This window comes from Streptococcus sp. 27098_8_51, assembly GCF_041432205.1.
In the GTDB taxonomy this organism is placed as follows: domain Bacteria; phylum Bacillota; class Bacilli; order Lactobacillales; family Streptococcaceae; genus Streptococcus.
This window is the reverse complement of sequence record NZ_JAPVZE010000013.1, coordinates 12,419-31,358: the sequence shown is the minus strand read 5'-3', so window position 1 is coordinate 31,358 and position 18,940 is coordinate 12,419. Positions and strand designations below refer to the sequence as shown.

General features: G+C 41.5%; 23 protein-coding genes and 1 pseudogene. 7 read left to right on the top strand and 17 right to left on the bottom strand.

Annotated features, from left to right (window positions below):
* Nucleotides 1-19: 19 nt before the first annotated feature.
* From O3622_RS08120 to O3622_RS08090, 7 genes are all read right to left on the bottom strand, one after another.
* Nucleotides 20-928 (bottom strand): type II restriction endonuclease, encoded by a 909-nt coding sequence (locus tag O3622_RS08120; RefSeq protein ID WP_371607308.1) that lies wholly within the window; start codon nucleotides 926-928, stop codon nucleotides 20-22.
* An 18-nt stretch (nucleotides 929-946) separates the two neighbouring features.
* Nucleotides 947-1,519 (bottom strand): PD-(D/E)XK nuclease superfamily protein, encoded by a 573-nt coding sequence (locus tag O3622_RS08115; RefSeq protein ID WP_247917118.1) that lies wholly within the window; start codon nucleotides 1,517-1,519, stop codon nucleotides 947-949.
* On the bottom strand, nucleotides 1,500-2,315 hold the full coding sequence (locus O3622_RS08110; protein ID WP_247917119.1) for a site-specific DNA-methyltransferase: 816 nt from the start codon (nucleotides 2,313-2,315) through the stop codon (nucleotides 1,500-1,502). Before O3622_RS08110 ends, O3622_RS08115 begins: the two co-directional genes overlap by 20 nt.
* Nucleotides 2,305-3,159: a DNA adenine methylase gene (locus tag O3622_RS08105; protein ID WP_371607307.1), complete on the bottom strand. Its 855-nt coding sequence runs from the start codon at nucleotides 3,157-3,159 to the stop codon at nucleotides 2,305-2,307. Before O3622_RS08105 ends, O3622_RS08110 begins: the two co-directional genes overlap by 11 nt.
* Before the next feature lie 99 nt (nucleotides 3,160-3,258).
* Nucleotides 3,259-3,663 carry a PaaI family thioesterase gene (locus O3622_RS08100; RefSeq protein WP_000651197.1) on the bottom strand — a complete coding sequence of 135 codons (405 nt, stop codon included), beginning with the start codon at nucleotides 3,661-3,663 and terminating at the stop codon, nucleotides 3,259-3,261.
* 69 nt (nucleotides 3,664-3,732) lie between these two features.
* Nucleotides 3,733-5,214 (bottom strand): UDP-glucose--hexose-1-phosphate uridylyltransferase, encoded by a 1,482-nt coding sequence (locus O3622_RS08095; RefSeq protein ID WP_049478416.1) that lies wholly within the window; start codon nucleotides 5,212-5,214, stop codon nucleotides 3,733-3,735.
* Between the two features lie 18 nt (nucleotides 5,215-5,232).
* Entirely contained in the window at nucleotides 5,233-6,411 is a 1,179-nt protein-coding gene (locus O3622_RS08090; RefSeq protein ID WP_000189885.1) for a galactokinase, read from the bottom strand.
* A gap of 163 nt (nucleotides 6,412-6,574) precedes the next feature.
* Between O3622_RS08090 and galR the strand changes: the two genes are divergently transcribed.
* Nucleotides 6,575-7,576 carry a DNA-binding transcriptional regulator GalR gene (galR, locus tag O3622_RS08085; protein ID WP_371607306.1) on the top strand — a complete coding sequence of 334 codons (1,002 nt, stop codon included), beginning with the start codon at nucleotides 6,575-6,577 and terminating at the stop codon, nucleotides 7,574-7,576.
* A 67-nt stretch (nucleotides 7,577-7,643) separates the two neighbouring features.
* Here the strand turns inward: galR and O3622_RS08080 are convergent, their stop codons facing one another.
* From O3622_RS08080 to O3622_RS08070, 3 genes are all read right to left on the bottom strand, one after another.
* Nucleotides 7,644-8,681, bottom strand: a complete 1,038-nt coding sequence (locus O3622_RS08080; protein WP_000833743.1) for a zinc-binding dehydrogenase — start codon at nucleotides 8,679-8,681, stop codon at nucleotides 7,644-7,646.
* Nucleotides 8,682-9,035 carry a stress response transcriptional regulator NmlR gene (nmlR, locus tag O3622_RS08075; RefSeq protein ID WP_001022627.1) on the bottom strand — a complete coding sequence of 118 codons (354 nt, stop codon included), beginning with the start codon at nucleotides 9,033-9,035 and terminating at the stop codon, nucleotides 8,682-8,684. It lies immediately after the preceding gene.
* Nucleotides 9,036-9,279: 244 nt separating this feature from the next.
* Nucleotides 9,280-10,167, bottom strand: a complete 888-nt coding sequence (locus tag O3622_RS08070; RefSeq protein ID WP_371607305.1) for a cation diffusion facilitator family transporter — start codon at nucleotides 10,165-10,167, stop codon at nucleotides 9,280-9,282.
* Between the two features lie 132 nt (nucleotides 10,168-10,299).
* Between O3622_RS08070 and O3622_RS08065 the strand changes: the two genes are divergently transcribed.
* Both O3622_RS08065 and O3622_RS08060 read left to right on the top strand, forming a co-directional pair.
* Nucleotides 10,300-10,854, top strand: a complete 555-nt coding sequence (locus O3622_RS08065) for a TetR/AcrR family transcriptional regulator (RefSeq protein ID WP_001126072.1) — start codon at nucleotides 10,300-10,302, stop codon at nucleotides 10,852-10,854.
* A 26-nt stretch (nucleotides 10,855-10,880) separates the two neighbouring features.
* The gene (locus tag O3622_RS08060; protein ID WP_000958143.1) at nucleotides 10,881-11,213 is read left to right on the top strand and encodes a hypothetical protein; all 333 of its coding nucleotides are present in this window, start codon (nucleotides 10,881-10,883) and stop codon (nucleotides 11,211-11,213) included.
* A gap of 35 nt (nucleotides 11,214-11,248) precedes the next feature.
* Here O3622_RS08060 and pnuC read toward each other — a convergent pair.
* A pseudogene (pnuC, locus tag O3622_RS08055) lies at nucleotides 11,249-11,755 on the bottom strand (nicotinamide riboside transporter PnuC); the annotation flags it as partial.
* 39 nt (nucleotides 11,756-11,794) lie between these two features.
* Between pnuC and O3622_RS08050 the strand changes: the two are divergent.
* Genes O3622_RS08050 through O3622_RS08035 form a run of 4 tightly spaced genes read left to right on the top strand, consistent with a single transcriptional unit; the run spans nucleotide 11,795 to nucleotide 13,108 of the window.
* The gene (locus O3622_RS08050; RefSeq protein WP_371607304.1) at nucleotides 11,795-12,490 is read left to right on the top strand and encodes an IS6 family transposase; all 696 of its coding nucleotides are present in this window, start codon (nucleotides 11,795-11,797) and stop codon (nucleotides 12,488-12,490) included.
* Entirely contained in the window at nucleotides 12,483-12,719 is a 237-nt protein-coding gene (locus tag O3622_RS08045; protein WP_001287839.1) for a hypothetical protein, read from the top strand. Before O3622_RS08050 ends, O3622_RS08045 begins: the two co-directional genes overlap by 8 nt.
* A gap of 12 nt (nucleotides 12,720-12,731) precedes the next feature.
* A complete protein-coding gene (locus tag O3622_RS08040; RefSeq protein WP_001152922.1) occupies nucleotides 12,732-12,959 on the top strand; it encodes a hypothetical protein in 228 nt (75 codons plus the stop codon).
* The gene (locus O3622_RS08035; protein ID WP_001062367.1) at nucleotides 12,947-13,108 is read left to right on the top strand and encodes a hypothetical protein; all 162 of its coding nucleotides are present in this window, start codon (nucleotides 12,947-12,949) and stop codon (nucleotides 13,106-13,108) included. Before O3622_RS08040 ends, O3622_RS08035 begins: the two co-directional genes overlap by 13 nt.
* A gap of 224 nt (nucleotides 13,109-13,332) precedes the next feature.
* On the opposite strand, the gene O3622_RS08030 is transcribed toward O3622_RS08035, so the two are convergent.
* The 6 genes from O3622_RS08030 to O3622_RS08005 all read right to left on the bottom strand — a co-directional run bounded on the left by O3622_RS08030 (nucleotide 13,333) and on the right by O3622_RS08005 (nucleotide 18,904).
* Complete coding sequence (locus O3622_RS08030) at nucleotides 13,333-14,133, bottom strand: energy-coupling factor ABC transporter ATP-binding protein (RefSeq protein ID WP_000103851.1); 801 nt, start codon at nucleotides 14,131-14,133, stop codon at nucleotides 13,333-13,335.
* Nucleotides 14,120-14,956 (bottom strand): ABC transporter ATP-binding protein, encoded by an 837-nt coding sequence (locus tag O3622_RS08025; RefSeq protein ID WP_000343048.1) that lies wholly within the window; start codon nucleotides 14,954-14,956, stop codon nucleotides 14,120-14,122. The genes O3622_RS08030 and O3622_RS08025 overlap by 14 nt, the downstream gene beginning before the upstream one ends.
* Complete coding sequence (locus O3622_RS08020; protein WP_000130449.1) at nucleotides 14,932-15,723, bottom strand: energy-coupling factor transporter transmembrane component T; 792 nt, start codon at nucleotides 15,721-15,723, stop codon at nucleotides 14,932-14,934. Before O3622_RS08020 ends, O3622_RS08025 begins: the two co-directional genes overlap by 25 nt.
* Complete coding sequence (locus O3622_RS08015; protein ID WP_000846126.1) at nucleotides 15,723-16,325, bottom strand: hypothetical protein; 603 nt, start codon at nucleotides 16,323-16,325, stop codon at nucleotides 15,723-15,725. Before O3622_RS08015 ends, O3622_RS08020 begins: the two co-directional genes overlap by 1 nt.
* 337 nt (nucleotides 16,326-16,662) lie before the next feature.
* Entirely contained in the window at nucleotides 16,663-18,183 is a 1,521-nt protein-coding gene (locus O3622_RS08010; RefSeq protein ID WP_000183011.1) for an ABC transporter permease/substrate-binding protein, read from the bottom strand.
* The gene (locus O3622_RS08005) at nucleotides 18,176-18,904 is read right to left on the bottom strand and encodes an ABC transporter ATP-binding protein (protein ID WP_000575221.1); all 729 of its coding nucleotides are present in this window, start codon (nucleotides 18,902-18,904) and stop codon (nucleotides 18,176-18,178) included. Before O3622_RS08005 ends, O3622_RS08010 begins: the two co-directional genes overlap by 8 nt.
* Nucleotides 18,905-18,940 lie beyond the last annotated feature (36 nt).

Below are 18,940 nucleotides of genomic sequence, written 5' to 3'. Positions count from 1 at the left end.
GTTTATAACTAATGAATAATTATAGTAAAAATAAATCCGCTAAAAATCCTTCTCTTAACATCTCTAAATTAAATACATTCATAATGTGACTAAATGCTTCTGCTAGTGGTAAGTGCGCTGTTTTCCATCCTTGACCATCAGTAACCCAAACAAATTCAACATCGTCATCTGAGGAAATAACAAATTGACTAAGTTCAGTAAATTCTCCAGCCACCGCTTTTAATTTACTTCCTCCTCCTCCATAGTAATTCGTTTCAATCAGCCAAACCTTATGTTTTTCTCGGGAATAAACTGCAACATCAAATCTTCTCTCAGACTTATCAACAGGTACTTTAATTCCCCACTTATCCTTAATAAATTGGGCTGTAGCTTGAGATTTCCATTCCAATTTTTGCTCCTGAGAAATTTTTGCTACATGTCTCTCTAAAATCCCCTCCATGGTTGTTCCACTTCGGTTTTTTCGTGCATTGCTATCTAATCCAGTCTCTACTCCATAAACATAATCAACTAATGAACGATTAGCATGTTGTTGTAAAAAATTTAATAAACCAGATTGCTCAATAAATTTCATGTAATCATCTATTCTACTAGTGTCTATCGTTTTGAAATCCAATTGCTCAAAAGACATATTATCGTTTTCATCTATTGTTAAAACATCTAAAACTTTATCACGACTTGCAATCAAGCTAGGAATTGCTTTTAACAAATTAGGTTGTTTAGTGAACAAGTGTAGTGCTTCTAAATAGATATCATCCTTACCAATTAAGTAGTTTAATGTATTCAACTCTAACTCGTACTTCTTAGTCTCACGTTCAACTTTCTCCCAGTTTACATAATACTCGGGAGTACGATTTGTTATTGAGAGCGTATTTAAAAAATTTTGTAATCTATCTTCTGATGATAAAGAAATGTAAGTATTAAAATTCATGTTTTCCTTTCTTGCTAATTAAAATAATCCAAAAAATGACATGTCGTATTCATCAAGCATTATTTTAATACCATCCCCACGTAACATTTCAAAAGTATCTCGATATTTATCTTGACCAAAGAAACTTTTATTTCCAACAAATATAAATTGCACGGAAAATGGCTCACCCTCTTGCACACTATCTAACAAACGTTGATAAATACGTCGTTTATTTCCGAATCCCAGTAGTTTTTCATCGACACTTCCTTCACTTTCCTGCCATTTTTTCTCAACTATATAAACTGTATGATTTTCAAAATTTATAAATACTTCATCTGGTTTCCATTGTTTAGAATTGGTATTATCAATTCCCAATTCTTTCAAAAAATCATAAAATCTATATTGAGGCATAATCTTACCGATGAGTTCTTCTTCCCCAATTCTAAAAACTTCAAAACCTTTTGTCGCTTTTCTATCTTTAAAATCTATTTCTTTAACTTTATAGCCAGGAAGGGAGTCTACTAATTCCGAAAAGTCAGTATCTCTTTCAAATTTCAAACCATGAATGGTCGTTTTTGCCCCTCCTCCATGTTTATTTGGTTTTCTTGCCATAGTTTTCCTCCTCCAATCTTTTTTTAGCTATTTCCAGATATTCTTTTTCAGCATCAATACCTATAAATCTTCTACCTAATCGCTTCGCAACAACGCCCGTAGTGCCACTACCAACAAATGGATCTAAAATATAATCACCTTTTTTCGTAGAAGCTAAAATAATACGTTCTAATAGATACTCTGGCTTTTGTGTTGGATGCTTCCCAGCCCATTTCTCAGCTTTTTTCGTCAAAGCACCTGTCCAAACATCTTTCATTTGCTTACCATCATTTAGCTCTTTCATCAAATCATAATTGTAATAATGACGAGCTTTTTTATCATTTTTTCTTGCCCATAAAATAGTTTCAGTAGAATGAGTGAAATAACGACAGGATAAATTAGGTGCAGGGTTTGTTTTCTGCCAAGTAATGTTATTCAAAATTTTAAAACCTTCTTGCTCTAATGCCATTCCAACTGAGTAAATATTATGCAAACTTCCTGAAATCCAAATAGTCCCATTCGGCTTCAAAACTTCTTTTGCTAAACGAATCCATTTACGATTGAATTCGTGCTTTTCCTCAAAGGAAGAAATCTTATCCCAATCTCCTTTATCAACGGAAACAACTTGTCCCCCTGAATTAGATATTCCACCATTACTTAAAAAATATGGTGGGTCAGCAAAGATCATATCCATACTCTCTGGTTTCATTTTTGATAATAATTTAAACGTATCTGCATGAACAAGAATCATTTTGTCTTTATTATAGTATGGTTTTGTCATTAAAACACCCCCATACTTATATTCGTTAATTTTCATAATTTGTAACTATAATTTCAGAAATTTTTCCTCGACTTGAAGACTTAGCCCCATTTGTTCTTGTAGCCTCTACATAATGGATATTAAAATCTCGGTATAATTCCTCTACTAAATGACTCGATGAATTTGACAGCATAACATAAGCACCTGCATTGCTTAGTCTCCTAAATGTATCTCTTAATCTAACTTGGTCATCATAAGAAAAACCTTCATGAGTATACGATGTAAAAGCACTTGTATCAGATAATGGTATATACGGAGGATCGAAATAAATAAAATCTCCTTCTTGAACATCTAAGAGTGCATCCTCAAAATCGCCCGTTCTAATTTCTATTAGATTGTTATTTAGATAATCTGAAATAGCAAATATTAGCTCTTCATCAACAATTTTAGGATTCTTATAGCTACCGTATGGCACATTGAATTGATTTTTAGAATTCACTCGATATAAGCCATTAAAATCAACTTTTAGCATATATAGAATTCGAGCAGCTCTTTGGACATTGGACATATTGTTTATTCTATCATCACGATCAGCTGATCGCAATTGTAAGTAATAATCTTTTGAATTATTTTCCTGATGATACTTCAATAAATCAATTAACTCCTGAGGATTATCCCTGATTTGTTGGTAACAGTTGGTTAACTCAGAATTATAATCATTAATAACAGCCCTTTCAGGAGCTATATCAAAAAATAATGCCCCCCCTCCAATAAAAGGTTCATAATAATCATTATACATTTCAGGCATAAGTTCTTTTATGATAGGTAATAATTGTCGTTTACCGCCTGTCCATTTAGTGAATGGTTGTAGAATAACTTTTTTCGTTTGTTCAATATTCATACTTAGTATTATACCACAGAAACATAACCATTAGCTTGGTATTTTACTACTCTTATAAATTAAAAATGAGTAGGCTATATTTGTCCTACTCATCTATCTCTATATCCTTACCTGTCTGTCTTCAGACCGCTGACCTGTGATAAACATGGTAAAGGTTGCCTTGCAGACATTTCTGCCTTCTTGATTGGTGATATCGACATCCACGACACAGGTTGTGCGACCTTGATGGACACATTCTCCTTTAATGGTCAGCACATCATCTAGCTTTCCTGCTTTGAGGTAGTTGATAGAGGACTGGAGTGTCACTCCATCAAGCCCTAGCGAGATAACCACCAAACCACTAATCTGGTCACAAAGGGTGAAGAGATAGCCACCATGGGCATTGCCATAGTAGTTGAGCGACGAGTCCACTACTTTTGTCGTCACCACAACATGACCATCTCTCATTTTTTCTATCTCGTAATTTTCAAAGGCAGATATAGCGTCAAAATGAAAATCTTTCATCGTTTCCTCCTGATAGTTCAAACGACACTATGATACTACTTTTTATAGGACTGTGCAAGGAGAAAGCTCCTAGTCTGGCAAAATTCCAATCTGCTCTACAAAGCGCATAAAGGCTACCTGTCCTTGTTCCGTCTGCTTGTAAACCCCCGCGTCCTCCAGAACACGTGCAAAGATAGCACCCACAGAGTCCTTGACGATTTCAAGGGCTTTTTCTTTATCTGCTAGGTCCGGATGTTGGGCTTTGAGCTGGTCTGCCCATTCCTGATGATAGTCTGCAACTGCTTCATCATCTCCTACAAGATAGCTTGCAACTTGCTCCACTTCTGCTTTCAAACGAGGTGGTAAGATAGCCAAGCCCATGACCTCAATCAAGCCGATATTTTCCTTCTTGATATGTTGGACATCCTTGTGGGGATGATAGATACCATCCGGATGCTCTGGCGATGTCTGATTGTCACGCAAGACCAAGTCCAACTCAAACTGTCCATCTCGTTTACGGGCAATCGGTGTAATGGTATGGTGTGGTGTTCCATTACTTTCTGCCAATACTTGCACACTTGGATCTGAATACTGTCGCCATTCCTGCAATATCTTATCAGCCAAGTTGATCAAATCCTCTTTAGAATCCGAAGTCAAACGTAGCACTGACATTGGCCACTTGACAATCCCAGCCTTGACCTGCTCAAAACCAGCAAAACAAAAAGTCTTTTGCAAAGGAGCCAATTCCATAGGAAATACGTGACGACCTCCCTGATAGTGGTCATGGGTGAGAATAGAGCCCCCCACGATTGGCAAGTCGGCATTAGAGCCCGCAAAATAGCCTGGAAACTGCTCTACGATAGCTAGCAGGCGCTCAAAACTCTGACGACTAATGGCCATGGGACGATGCTGGCCGTCTAAGAAAATACAGTGCTCATTAAAATAAGCATAGGGCGAATACTGGAAGCCCCACTCCTGACCCGCCATTTCAAAACGGATAATGCGGTGATTGCTGCGAGCTGGATGGTTAACCCGACCATGGTAGCCTTCGTTCTCTAGACAGAGCTGACACTGGGGATAATTGCTAGCTTGCACCAACTTGGCTGCCGCAATCTCCTTTGGATCCTTTTCAGGCTTAGAGAGGTTGATGGTAATCTCAAGTTCTCCGTAGTCAGATGCTACACGATAAGCAATATTTTTAGCAATGGCCTTGAGCTTGATGTAGTCGTTTTTCTGGCTGAGCTGGTAAAAATCCCCTATCGCCTGCTCAGGAGATTGGGCATAAGTTGCCCAGAAATCACGATTGACCTGACTTGGACAAGGGGTTACCAAGTCCATCAGTTCAGCACCTAGGATTTCACGTGCAGTCTGACTATCCTCAATCGTCTCTAATCGAACCGCCTCCTCGACCAGCTGGTCCTTGAGGTCAATCAACTCATCCAGATCAGTCTCAACTTCCAAAGCACCTTCTCCCACTCGAACCAAAACACGATTGGTCAAGTAGATTCGATCCATTTCCTCAAATGAACTTTCAGAAATGATATGTGTTATAAATTTATCTACTAAGGTCACTATAGAGCCTCCTTTTGACTAATCAAGGACGCGAGTGCCACCTGCAACTTCAGCGATATAGAAGCTTGGAGCGTATCCAACTACTTCCTCATAGTGCTTGCCAACAGCTGCTTTAAAGGCCTCAACAGCATCTTTTTGCACCAAAGCAATGGCACAGCCACCAAAACCTGCTCCTGTCATACGAGCACCGAGAACACCTTCTTGATCCCAAGCTGTGTGGACAAGGGTATCCAATTCCAAGCCAGTTACTTCATAATCATACTCAAGAGAAACGTGTGACGCATTCATCAAGCGACCAAATGTTTCCAAATCACCTGCTTGAAGGGCTGCTTGAGCTTTAAGGGTACGTTGGTTTTCAAGCACAGCATGGCGAGCTCGTTTCAAACGATTTTCGTCTTTAATCAGGTAGCTGTATTGGTCAAAGGCCCACTCATCCAATTCACCCAAGGTCTGAATATCCAAGGCAACTTGCAATTCTTCCACAGCTTTTTCACACTCGGCACGGCGCTCATTGTATTTAGAGTCCGCTAGTTCACGGCGTTTGTTGGTGTTCATGATAACAACGACATTGTCTTTTAAATCAAGTGGCACCAAGTCGTATTCTAGAGTGTTGGTATCTAGGTAAATAGCACGTTGGTCTGCACCCATACCGATAGCAAACTGGTCCATGATACCAGAGTTGACTCCGATAAAGTTGTTTTCTGTTTGTTTTCCAATTTTAACCAAATCCAAACGGTCTAGTTTTAAATCAAAGAGATGCTCTGCCACAACCCCTGTCAAGAGTTCCAAGGATGCTGATGAAGACAAGCCAGCACCATTTGGGATATTCCCAAAGACATAAAAATCAAAACCTTTGTCAATGACATGTCCAGCTTCTTGCAAGAAATGAAGGACACCTTTTGGATAATTGGTCCAGTTATGCTCTTTTTCAAATTTGAGGTCAGCAAGAGGCACTTCGATAATGCCCTTGTCCTCAAAGTTGGCTGAGTAGAAACGCAAAACTTGATCGTCACGCTTGCGAGCCGCCCCATAAGTTCCCAAGGAAATAGCAGCTGGAAAAACGTGCCCACCGTTGTAGTCTGTGTGTTCACCAATCAAATTGATACGACCTGGTGAAAAGAAAGTTTGGTCTGCTTCTTGACCAAAAACGGCAAGAAAGTCTTTGCGAAGGGCTTCAGTAGTAAGATCTTGTGTCATATAAATTCTCCTTTGACTGTCGTTAAGTCACCTTAACGTGTAATCGTTTTCTTCTATTGTATCCAAGGGAGTTGCCAAGGTCAATCCTTTTTACTAAACTTTTACTAAACTATCAGTAAAAAGCAGAAAAATATGATATACTAACCTAAAAGGAGGAGGATTTATGGCTACCTTAAAAGACATCGCACAGCTAGCCTCTGTCTCTATCGCGACCGTATCTCGTGTCCTCAATCGCGACCAGAGTCTATCTGTTACAGAAGAAACCAGACACCGTATTTTAACTGTCGCTGAAGAGCTGGGCTACACCAAGCATCTCAAGACAGGCGAATCCCACAAGCCCAAGCAAAAGATTGCCATTATCCAATGGGTCAGCGAACAAGGGGAGTTGGACGACCTCTACTACTACCAGATTCGTCTCGGTATTGAAAAAAGAGCCCAAGAGTTGGACTATGATATCTTGCGCTATTTTAACGACCATCCTTTTACATTAAGCGAGGAAGTGATCGGCATTCTCTGCATCGGAAAGTTCAGCCGAGCTCAGATTGCTGCCTTTGAAGAATACCAAAAACCTTTAGTCTTTATAGACAGCGATACCCTCTCATTAGGTCATACCTGTATTATCACTGACTTTTACACTGCTGTGAAACAAGTTGTAGACCATTTCCTCAGCCAAGGGATGAACCGTATTGGAATTCTCACAGGCCTTGAGGAAACAACCGACCAGGAAGAAATTATCCAGGATAAGCGGCTAGAGAATTTCAAAGACATTACCCAAGCAAATGGTATCTACCATGAAGAACTGGTCTTTCAGGGGAGCTTTACTGCCCAGTCTGGCTATGACTTGATGAAGGAGGCCATTCACAAGCTAGGAGAACAACTCCCACCAGCCTTTTTCGCTGCCAGCGATAGTTTAGCCATCGGCGCCCTTCGTGCCCTTCAAGAAGCTGGAATTAGCCTACCAGACCGCGTCAGTCTCATTTCTTTTAACGACACTAGCCTGACCAAGCAGGTCTATCCTCCCCTCTCCAGTATCACTGTCTATACCGAGGAAATGGGCCGAGCAGGTATGGATATTCTTAATAAGGAAGTTCTCCATGGTCGGAAAATTCCTAGCCTGACTATGCTGGGAACCAGACTGACTTTGAGAGAAAGTACGCTGCCATAACTCAACAAATATACCAACGCAAAAAATCCTAATAGAGAGTCTCAATTCTCCATTAGGATTTTCATTGTTAATCCATCACAATCATAGACTTAATGGTCTTGCGTTCATCCATATCTTTATAAGCCTGGTCGATATCTTCCAGTTTATAACTTGAAGTAAAGACGCGACCTGGATTGATGTCTCCATCAAGAACCGCTTTTAACAAAACTTGTTTGTCATAAGTAGTAACTGAGGCTGCTCCACCTGCCACTGAAATATTTTGGGCAAATGTAGAACCGAGCGCACAGTTATTGTAATGAGGAACACCAACGAATCCTAAACGTCCACCATTGTGAAGAACCCCAAGGGCTTGATCTACGGCTGCTTCAGTCCCAACACATTCAAGGGCTGCATCTGCTCCACCACCAAGGATTTCACGGACTTTGGCAATTCCCTCTTCGCCACGTTCAGCCACAACAGCTGTCGCACCTGATTCCAAGGCCATCTTTTGGCGATCTTCATGACGACTCATAAGGACAATCTGCGACGCTCCACGCATCTTAGCTGAAATAACAGCACATTGGCCAACAGCCCCATCCCCGATAACGACAACCTTATCCCCTTTTTGAACATTAGCAACACGCGCTGCATGGTAACCGGTCGGCATGACATCAGCCAGTGTCAAAAGTGACTTGAGCATACCTTCTGTGTAGTCAGAAGGTTGTCCAGGGATTTTAACCAGCGCCCAGTTTGCATAGTGAAAACGAATATATTCCGCCTGAAAATCGCCTCCCAAGTTATTACCAACATGATTGTCGCAAGAACCGTCAAAGCCAGCAAGACAGGCATCACACTCCCCACAGCCATGGGTAAAAGGGACAATGACAAAATCACCTGGTTTCACCGTCATAATGGCTTCCCCAGTTTCTTCGACAATCCCAATCGCTTCGTGTCCACTATTTTTGTGTCCAGCTTTCGTTTCTGGATTACGGTACCTCCATAAATCTGAACCACAAACGCACGCACGAACTACACGAATAATCACATCATCCGCTTCTATTATTTGCGGACGTTCAATACTAGCAAGACCAACCTGACCTGCCTTTGTATATACTGCTGATTTCATTTAAAATTTTCCTTCCTTGTAAAGTTTAATTTTGTGATTTAAGCGATTTAAAGCCGTCTGTAAATGAGACAAGCGCTTCTCTAATTTTTTCTTTTCGTCTTCTAAAATACCAAGCCTTTCCTCTCTCGTTTCATCCCCCTTTTGGTAAAGCGACATATAGTCAACTAAACTGTCTACAGAGACACCCGCCGAACGAAAACACTTAATAAATTCCAGAGCTTCTATATCCTGATCTTGAAAGTCACGAATTCCAGTCGCGGTTCGAGTAATCGGTGGCACAAGACCAACTCGCTCATAATACCGAATCGTATCCGCTGAAATTCCCAATAAGTCGCTGGCAGATTTAATATTCATATACTAGCCTCCTTTCATTTCCTTCACTGAATTTAAGCAACTATAACTCATTCATCTTATTATACAACTTTGAGTTGACTCCAAGTCAAACATTTTGCATCTAATAGAAAAATTTTTTTAATTACCAAACAACTAAGTAAAGTTTATACAGAGCCTTATAGGATCAAACTTTTAAGATATTTAAACAGGAAAGAAAATACTCTATTTCAAATAACATAGGGGCTTAATCATTCTTTACTTTTTACTAATGATGCCCCTGCTTCTGCTCTAACTCTCTCACCCTCCGCCTATGTTGCGCATGATTGCTTTGACTGATATCTACTTCAATAGTGATATTCTGCACGCCTCTTTCTTCTAAACATTGACGCACCACTTCTTTGGTTTCCATCATCTGTTCCCAGTCCTTGATACAAATGTGGACAATAGCATTATTCTCTAGACCGTCCATGGACCAAATGCTAAGTTGATTGACACTTTTGACATTGATCAGAGCCTCCAAATCCTTCTCCAAATCCCCTGTCTCTACTTCTTCTGGCACAGCATCTAGGAAAATCTTCAGTGCGCTCCAAAAGCGAGGAATGGCTTTCGACAGAATAAAGATAGAAATAACCAGCGATAAAAGCGGATCGAGGATATACCAATCTGTAAATCGGAGGATAATCGCCATTAGGATGACAGCCAACCAACCAAGAGTGTCTTCCAAAAAATGCAAGCTAAGAATTGACTCGTTCTTTGTCTTTCCTTTACGAACTACCAGACTTGCTAGCACATTGATAGCTACTGCAATGATTCCCAGCCAGAGGATACCTTTCTCATTAACGGGTTGCGGATGAGCAATCTTCGTGATATTTTCCAAAATCACTAGGACAGACCCTATCATAAGAATCACAGCCGTTAGCATGGCCCCTAAAAGACTAAAACGTTTGTAACCCAAGGTGTACTGCCTATCTTCCTCACGGTTTGAGATTGTTTCTAAAAGGGCTGAGATACCAATGGCTAGAGCATCTCCCAAGTCATGAACAGAATCAGCAAGAACTGCACTCGAACCAAAGATTCCTCCTGCGATAAACTCAACAATCGCATAGCTTAAATTTAAGAAAAAAGCTAACCAGATAGATGTTTTAGGACTCATTTCTCTCCCTCCTTTGGTATAATGGGTATATACATACTTCTTTCATTTGTATTATCTAATAAAATCCAAAGAAAGGATAGAAGCAAACTGTCAGTCCTGTTCAGTTCTGAACAGTTTGTCTCAAGTGTCTATATGCCAAAAAGAGACCGTCGAGTCAGCAAGACGAAAAAAGCCATCTATCAAGCTTTTTTACAACTTTTGAACGATAAGGGCTATGATGCCACTACTGTTCAGGATATCATTGACCTAGCAGATGTTGGACGTTCTACTTTTTACTGTCATTACGAAAGTAAGGAACTCCTTTTAGATGAGCTCTGTCGCTACCTCTTTCATCATCTCTTTGAAAGGGAAGGACACTTTACTACCGAGGACTACCTCGCGCATATCTTTTTACATTTTCAGAAAAACCAGGACCATGTCACCAGTCTCCTTTTTTCCAAAAACGACTACTTCCTCCGCCAACTACACAAGGAACTCGAACACCACGTTTATCCCATGGTGGCGGGTGACTTGCAAGAGGCCTACCCAAACATTCCAGCCTCCTACCTCCAGCATTTTGTTGTGACGAACTTTATCGAGACTCTAACTTGGTGGCTAAAAAAAGGAAAATCTTATACCGAAGAGCAAGTGGTGAGATTTTACCTTGATGTAATGGAGATGACCTCTACAACTCCACTTGATAACTAAGCCTGTAACTCAGAAAGGAACCAACTATGTTAACTTCGATGATTCTAGGAATACTAACAATTGTACTAGCTCTCGCCTTCTCATTGCTTCACCTTGCTGCTGCTTTTTCAGCCATGAAACAAAAGAACTACAGTCTAGGAAATAAGTGCATCTTGGTCGGCAGTTGCCTCACTTCTCTGGCTCTAGCCATCTTTTACTTCGTCCCAGTTGCGACCATTCTTCTATGGATTGTGGGCTCGAGTATCGTCTGCTATGGAGCCTACTGGAACGGCCAACAGAAAGAAAAACAACATATCTCGCACCACATCGTTCGTATAACGACCGCTATTATCATTACGGTATTATTCATTTTGCTCTAACACAAAAAAGGATCATCTGATCCTTTTTTACTTTTTTAAGAGCTTTTTGCTGCCTTGCTCCACTGATACCACCCAACTAGACTATTGATGAGATAAATTAGGTATTTCCCTTGGATTTGCAGGCTTTCTCCCCACTAGAGATAGATTGAAAAGACATTGGTAGCTGCCCAGAATATCCATTGTTCACGGTAAACAGCTGTCATGAGGATTTGCCCAACCCCATTGGTCGCATCGGTGATGGAATCGCGATAAGGACGATTGGCTCCGATAGACTGATAAATGAACCCAAAGGCCAACCACCAAATAACACTAATAGAAAGATACTTTGTCCAACCCTTGCCGTCTAGTTTACGTGCGACAAACTCTTGTTGTTCTTTCTTAAACTGGGCTTGATAAATCCAAACCAAGAGACCAATTGGCTGCATAATTGTAAAATAGAGAGTTGTTAAAACCTCACCATAGAAGCCTTTTTGAAGGGCAAGCACCAGATAAATGATGGAATTAATCAAACCAAATAGGTAGTTACTAGCACGACCTTCAGCTTCTCAAAGAGCAGAAAAAAGGTTAGTAAGGCTTGAGAGATGAATCATTTTAAAGGCAAACAATTCCAACAAGACGTCATCATTGTCGCTGTTGGTTATTACCTACGTTACAATCTGAGCTATCGTGAAGTTCAGGAATTGCTTTATGACCGTGGAATAAATGTTTGTCACACTACGATTTATCGGTGGGTTCAAGAATACAGTAAAATCCTCTATCATCTCTGGAAAAAGAAAAATAAACAGTCCTTCTATTCGTGGAAAATGGATGAAACCTATATCAAAATTAAGGGGCGTTGGCATTATCTCTATCGAGCGATTGATGCGGACGGTTTAACATTGGATATCTGGTTACGAAAGAAACGTCGAGCAGACGATAACAGCTATAAGTTAGAAGATACCGCCTATCAAGAAGATAAAGCACGCAAAGCAGAAACCGAAGATAAGCTAGCTATTGAAGCAATGAAAAGCAAGTACACCACGCTATTGCTAGAAAATATGTTGCTAAGTCCGTTTGAAATGCAAGATACAAAAATCATGGCAGAATTGCAAGTCCATGTTTACCCCCTCTATGACGAACTGAAAGAATTAAGAGGGCTAAATAGTGTTAAAGACCACTTGTCTTATGTTGCCAGCAGACGTGAAGAATATTCTAAGCATAATATCGCACGCTACCTCAAAAAAGCCATTGAACAATATCTACCAACGGTTAAAAGGCAGGACTTAAACCATGAGTGAAGACTTAAAAACGATCAAAGAGCTGGCGGATGAGTTGAGTGTTACAAAACAAAATATTCAATATCACTACCAAAGGTTACCAAAAGAATTACAGCTTAAAAGTTCCAATGGGTCTAATCTAATAAATTCTAAAGCAGAAAAAATAATTTTAGGTAAAGTAGAAAGTAGTAGCAAATCAAATACCAAAGACCAACAAATAGAAAAATTAACTAATTTGTTAGACCAGTAACAACGATTAGCCTTGCAAGATAAAAAGTTGCTAGAAGAATACAAGGCGGAAAATGATAACTTAAAAGCCCTCAAAATGCCCTCACAGGAAACAGAATTCAAACACTTAGACAATCAATATAAAGATGAAGTGAACGCTCTTAAAGAGAAGTTGGAAAATTTACAGGAACAAATCAAAGATCAAAAAAGGATAGAAAAACAAGAAAAACCAATAAAATGGTGGGGACTATGGCGAAAATAGATGATTCAGTTAAAAAGAAAGTTCCAGAATTGCGATTTAAAGGATTCACGGATGAATGGGAACAGCGTAAGTTGGGAGACGAAGTTCGAATAGTGATGGGACAGTCTCCTAATTCAGAAAATTATACTGATGATCCTAATGGGCGCTAAAAATGCGAAGACCTATGAAGACCTATTTTGTATTAGTCAAACAAAAAATCCAAAAGAAATGGTATATGATTATGACCATGAAACAAAGTAAAATCAAACCGAGTGACCTGAGGAAGCACCCGATGATCATGAAACGTTATTAAACACAAAAGTCACCCATGTGAGTTCTTGCCAGAAGCTGAAGTTAATCCTTCAACCTGGAAAACCCGCAGAGGTGACTTTTTCTATACATCTCGATTTTTCTGGCAATAATCATTAACCGATAAATATGTCTGTGAATCACCCAGCGACTCCGCTATGTCCATAATCCGCGGTGGTAGTAATCCCACTCGCTGGACAAGTTCGTGATTGCTGAACAATTCCCGTGGACTGCCGGCGAAGCTAAACTTCCCGTGTTCCATAACATACACCGACTCAAACTCGGCGGCGACCCAATCCATGTCATGGGTGATGGTCACAACTTGGTGGCCCGAATCAGCCAACTGATGGAAAATTGCGGTCAACTTGCGCCGGCTTTCCCAATCAAGCGACATCATCGGCTCATCAAATAAATAAATCGCCGGATCCACTGCCAAAACTGTGGCAACGCTCAACAGCTTGCGTTCCGACAATGACAGGTCATATGGACTTTCAGCTGTTTTATCATCCAAGCCAACTCTTTTTAGAGCCGCTAAAGCCCGCCTCGTAATCGTGTCGTGGTCATCCATGACCTGCGCGACATTCCACTCCACCTCTCGTTGAACGGTCGGGTTGAAAAGCTGATCGTCAGGATTCTGAAAAGTAATCCCAACCTTCAGTAACTTTTCGACTGGTTTAAGATCATTAAAATTTTCTCCATCGATCTTAATCACACCGGTTTGTGGTGTCAGCAAACCCGTCAACAATTTGAAGAGCGTTGATTTGCCGGCACCATTTTGGCCGACAATCGCCACCATCGGATCGGCGAAGTGTTTGTCTTCAACATCCAAGCTAAAGGACCGTTCCGGATAAGTGAACGTCAGGTGGCTCAGTTCAATTGTGGACATAACGAACCTCCTTCAAATCAGCGTAATTCACCGGATACCGGCCATCAGCCAAGTGCCAATCCATTTTTTGAGCAAGTTGCTGGATTGTCGGGGCTGGAATCTGCCAGTCAGCTGCCAAATGATTAAACACCTCACCCGGCCTGCCCTGGGCTACCATTTGACCCTCGTGCAGCACCCACACAACGTCGGCGACTTCGCACAAATCGTCAATTTCACTGGTGACAATGAAGACAGTCGTCTCTTTGACTTGGGCCAGCCATTGGAAAAATTGCCGGCGGCCAAGGGGATCCATCTCACTGGTCGGATCATCCATAATCAAAACAGCCGGATTAGCCACAATCGCCGTGGCAATTGCCAACCGCTGAATCTGACCACCGGAAAGGCTCTCGGGACGCAAATTCAGCTGTTCAATCAGCCCCATTTGCGTGGCAACTTCTTCAACCCGTTTTTGAATCAGTCCTTCAGCCATTCCCTGATTAATCAAGTCAAAGGCGATTTCATCGGCAACCGTGTCTGCCAACCCGCTTAGTTGGCCAGCTGGATTTTGCAGTACAACTCCATTCATGGCATTATAAACAGGCCAATTGTCAGACACTCGCTGGCCAAACATGTGCCAATCGCCCTCAATCTCAGCAGACACAATTTTGGGAATGACCCCTGCCAGCACACGGCACAAAGTCGATTTGCCGGAGTGGCTATTCCCGATAATCCCAACCACCTGGCCGGTATGAACCTCCGCGTTAATCTGACGCAGTTGTGGTTGCTCAGTACCCGGATAACGGGTGGTCAAATTTTCAATTACAATCCGTTTATCTTCGTCCATATCTTCCACCCAATCAATAAAATTGCCAATCCAGTCAGACCAATGTGCAGCGTCCGCGACAGGCGATACACGCGCTGGGAGGTTCTGACAGTCCGGTTGAGATTATCAAAACCTCTCAGTTGGAGAGAAATCGACCGCGTCATCGATTGATCCAAGGTCTTAATCACCAATGGAATTAGAACCGGCAGGACTGACTTTAATTTCTGAATCAACGTTTTTTGCGGATTGGTTCCGCGAACTTTTTGTGCCTGCTGGATTTTCCGCATATTGCGCATCATTTCCGGCAAAATATAACACACCGACATCAGAACGTAGACGGTTTTATAAGACAATCCGGACAGTTCCAAATAGGCCGCGTTTTCTGAAATACTCGTGGTCACCATAAAAAAGCCACTGGTCAAAATAATCACCAATACTCGACAACCCAGAGTGGTGGCGTAAATCAGGCCTTCTTTGTAGAACGACACCCCAAACACAGAAAACAGCACAGTTTGATTCCGACTGTAAAATAACCCTTGGATGATCAGCATGGTGCAAATCAGAAACAGGCTGAATCCCAGCGCCTTAAAGGTGGTAGAACTCAATTTGGAAAATAACAATAGCAGTGTTGCGACAAGAATTAATCCGGCCTGAAGCAATAAATTCATACTGGCAAAGCTCAACAACGTCATGTTCAAGATGAACAAGAGCTTAGTAATCGGATCGATCACCTGGTACCACTTGAGCTTGACCCGTGGCGCTCCAGAAATCAATGTTTTATCAGTCATCATTTATCATCGCTAAAGAAGTGCACCATCCGCTTCGGCAGCTGACGATAGATGAAGAATGCCAGGTAGGCCACGCAGACTTTATCCAAAATATCCAAGACAAACTCATCTATAAATGAGGCCAGCCACACTGGTGCATGATTGGCGACCATTACCGCAAACAATGAGTCACCCCAAGCGATACCGGTCTGACCACCCCAAAAGATGACGTTGAGTGGCGTTGAAATGACAGCTGAAACGATGGCAATAATAATAGCAGAAACAAATACTCGTCGCGCTGACGAGAACCACCCATTGGCGTGCAAAACTCCTACAGCAATCCCAATTCCGATGCTGGTAATCGCATACACGGTTGAAATTGGCGATAAGGTCAGCCCATAGATCACGTTGTTGATGAAACCACTAATGGCACCGGCAACCGGCCCAGCCAACATGCTGGTAAGAAAGGTTCCCAAAGACCCCAGCCAAACGGGCAACTTTAACCCCTCCGCCAATGCTTTGGCAACATAGTTAATCCCCACGGCAGCGGGAATCAAAGTCATGGTGGCAGCACTTAACTTAAATTTCCACATACTAGTACGATGAATCGGTTCTGTTTTCATAATCTTCTCCTTTTGTTTTTAAAGAGCCGTGTCTGGATAGACTTTCGGACGCAACGCTCTATTATATATCTACTGAACTGTCTATACACAAGATTTCCATCCTTAGTCGACATGAGCTGGAAATCTTTATTTGTTAAGTAGTTCACAACACATTATACACCTATTTTGTGAATAGTCAAGTGTATTTACAGTAAAAATCTAGAAAATCCTGAAAATTTCCTCTTATTTTCCATTTAAAAATGAAAATCTTTATTTCTGGCACTAAAAATGCCCAGACAAGATTGTCTGAGCATTTTCTATATGGTCGTTTAGCAAAGTTGAGTTTAGCATTTTCAAGCTATTTCTTCAACAAACCTTGTTCTTGTAAAAACTCCTTGGCTACTTGTTCTGCTGACTTGCCTTCAACACCGACTTGGTAGTTGAGCTGGCTCATCTGGCTTTCCGTGATTTTACCAGCCAATTTATTGAGAACTGTCTCCAACTCAGGATGTTTCTTGAGAAGAGCTTCTTTCATGAGTGGTGCCCCTTGATAAGGCGGGAAGAGTTGCTTGTCATCCTCCAAGACCTGTAAATCATAACGTGCCAACTCTGCATCTGTCGAATAGGCATCTGTGATTTGAATATCGCCTGACTGAATTGCCTGATAGCGAAGAGCTGGCTCCATGGTCGCTACGTTGAGATTGAGACCATACATTGATTGCAAGCCCTTATTTCCATCCTCACGGTCATTAAATTCGAGAGTAAAACCGGCCTTCAACTGTCCTTCCACTTTTTTCAAGTCCGAAATGGTTTTCAAGCCATATTCTTGAGCAATCTTTTTCGGAACGGCTACAGCGTAGGTGTTTTGATAAGACATAGGTTTTAGATAGGCCAGATGATCCTGTTTGGCAATGCCATCACGCGCCACTTGATAAACCTGATCTGGCTCATGACTCACTTTCGGTGAGGGCTGAAGCAAACTTTCAGTCACCGTACCGGTAAATTCAGGATAGATATCAATATCCCCTTTTTTCAGAGCTTCATAGAGGAAGCTAGTTTTCCCAAAATTCGGTTTAACAGTCGCAGTCATACTGGTATTTTCTTCAATCAGCAACTTATACATATTAGCCAAAATTTCGGGTTCTGGTCCCAATTTCCCAGCAATCACCAAGTTTTCTTTCTCTTTTTGAGCTAAGAGGGCTGGACTATAAGACAGACCGAGTAATATGGTCACCAAGGCAAAACCAGAGAAAATCGTTCTCAATTTTGCTTTTTCCATCACTTTTAGTAGGAAGTTAAAGGCAATGGCCAGCACTGCAGAAGAAAGGGCCCCAATCAAAATCAGACTGGTATTATTGCGGTCAATTCCCAAAAGGATAAAGGAACCCAGTCCCCCTGCCCCAATCAAGGCTGCCAAGGTTGCCGTACCAATAATCAAGACCGCTGCCGTCCGAATACCAGACATTATGACAGGCATGGCAAGTGGAATTTCAAACTTCTTGAGACGCTCCCACCTGGTCATCCCAAAGGCAATCCCAGCCTCTTGTAGACTTGGATCAATCCCCTTTAGTCCAGTGATGGTATTTTGCAAAATCGGGAAAATCGCATAAATCACTAGTGCTGTCAAAGCAGGCAAGGTTCCAATTCCCATCAAGGGGATAAAGAGTCCCAACAAGGCCAGAGACGGGATAGTCTGGAAAATTCCTGCAATCTGCAAGACCCAGTCCGCCAACTTCTCATGATAGCGAAGATAAACAGCCAAGGGAATAGCAATAAAAATAGCTAGTAATAAGGTCAAAAGCGACAACTGCAAATGTTGAGATAGAGCTGTTACCCAATCACCAAAACGATCCTGAAAAGTTGATATCAAATTAGTCATGAACACTACCTCCAAACAAGTCTGCTACAAAGTCTGTTGCAGGAGCCTTTAATATCGTCTCAGGATTCGCCACCTGACGAATCTCTCCATCCTGCAAGACAGCAATACGGTCACCTAATTTCAAAGCTTCATCCGTATCATGGGTCACAAAAATCGTTGTCATACCAAACTCTTTATGCAATTCTTTCGTCAGAACCTGTAGCTGTTTTCTCGAAATAGCATCCAAGGCTGAAAAAGGCTCATCCATGAGGAGAATCTTAGGCTGACCAATCATGGCACGGACAATCCCGACCCGTTGCTGTTCTCCACCAGATAATTCACTAGGAAGTCGATTCCCATAGTCAGCTACTGGTAAACCAACCTTAGCCAAAAGCTCTTCTGTTTTCGTCGCTATTTCTTCCTTACTCCACCCCTTCATCTCCGGAATGAGGGCAATATTTTCCGCAACCGTTAGATTGGGAAAAAGAGCAATGGCCTGTAAAACATAACCAGTAGAAAGACGAAGCTCCCGCTCATCATAGTCTTTGATGCGCTTGCCATCCATGTAAATATTTCCATCAGTCGGTTCCAAAAGACGGTTAATGATCTTGATCATGGTCGTCTTACCAGATCCAGAAGGACCCACTAAAACCATGAATTCCCCATTCTCAATCCGTAAATTGACATCTCTCAAAACATCTTTTTCTGTGTAGCGTAGCGCTACATTTTTGTATTCAATCATTCTTTGTCCTCAATTTAAAATTTTCCTCGATTAGTC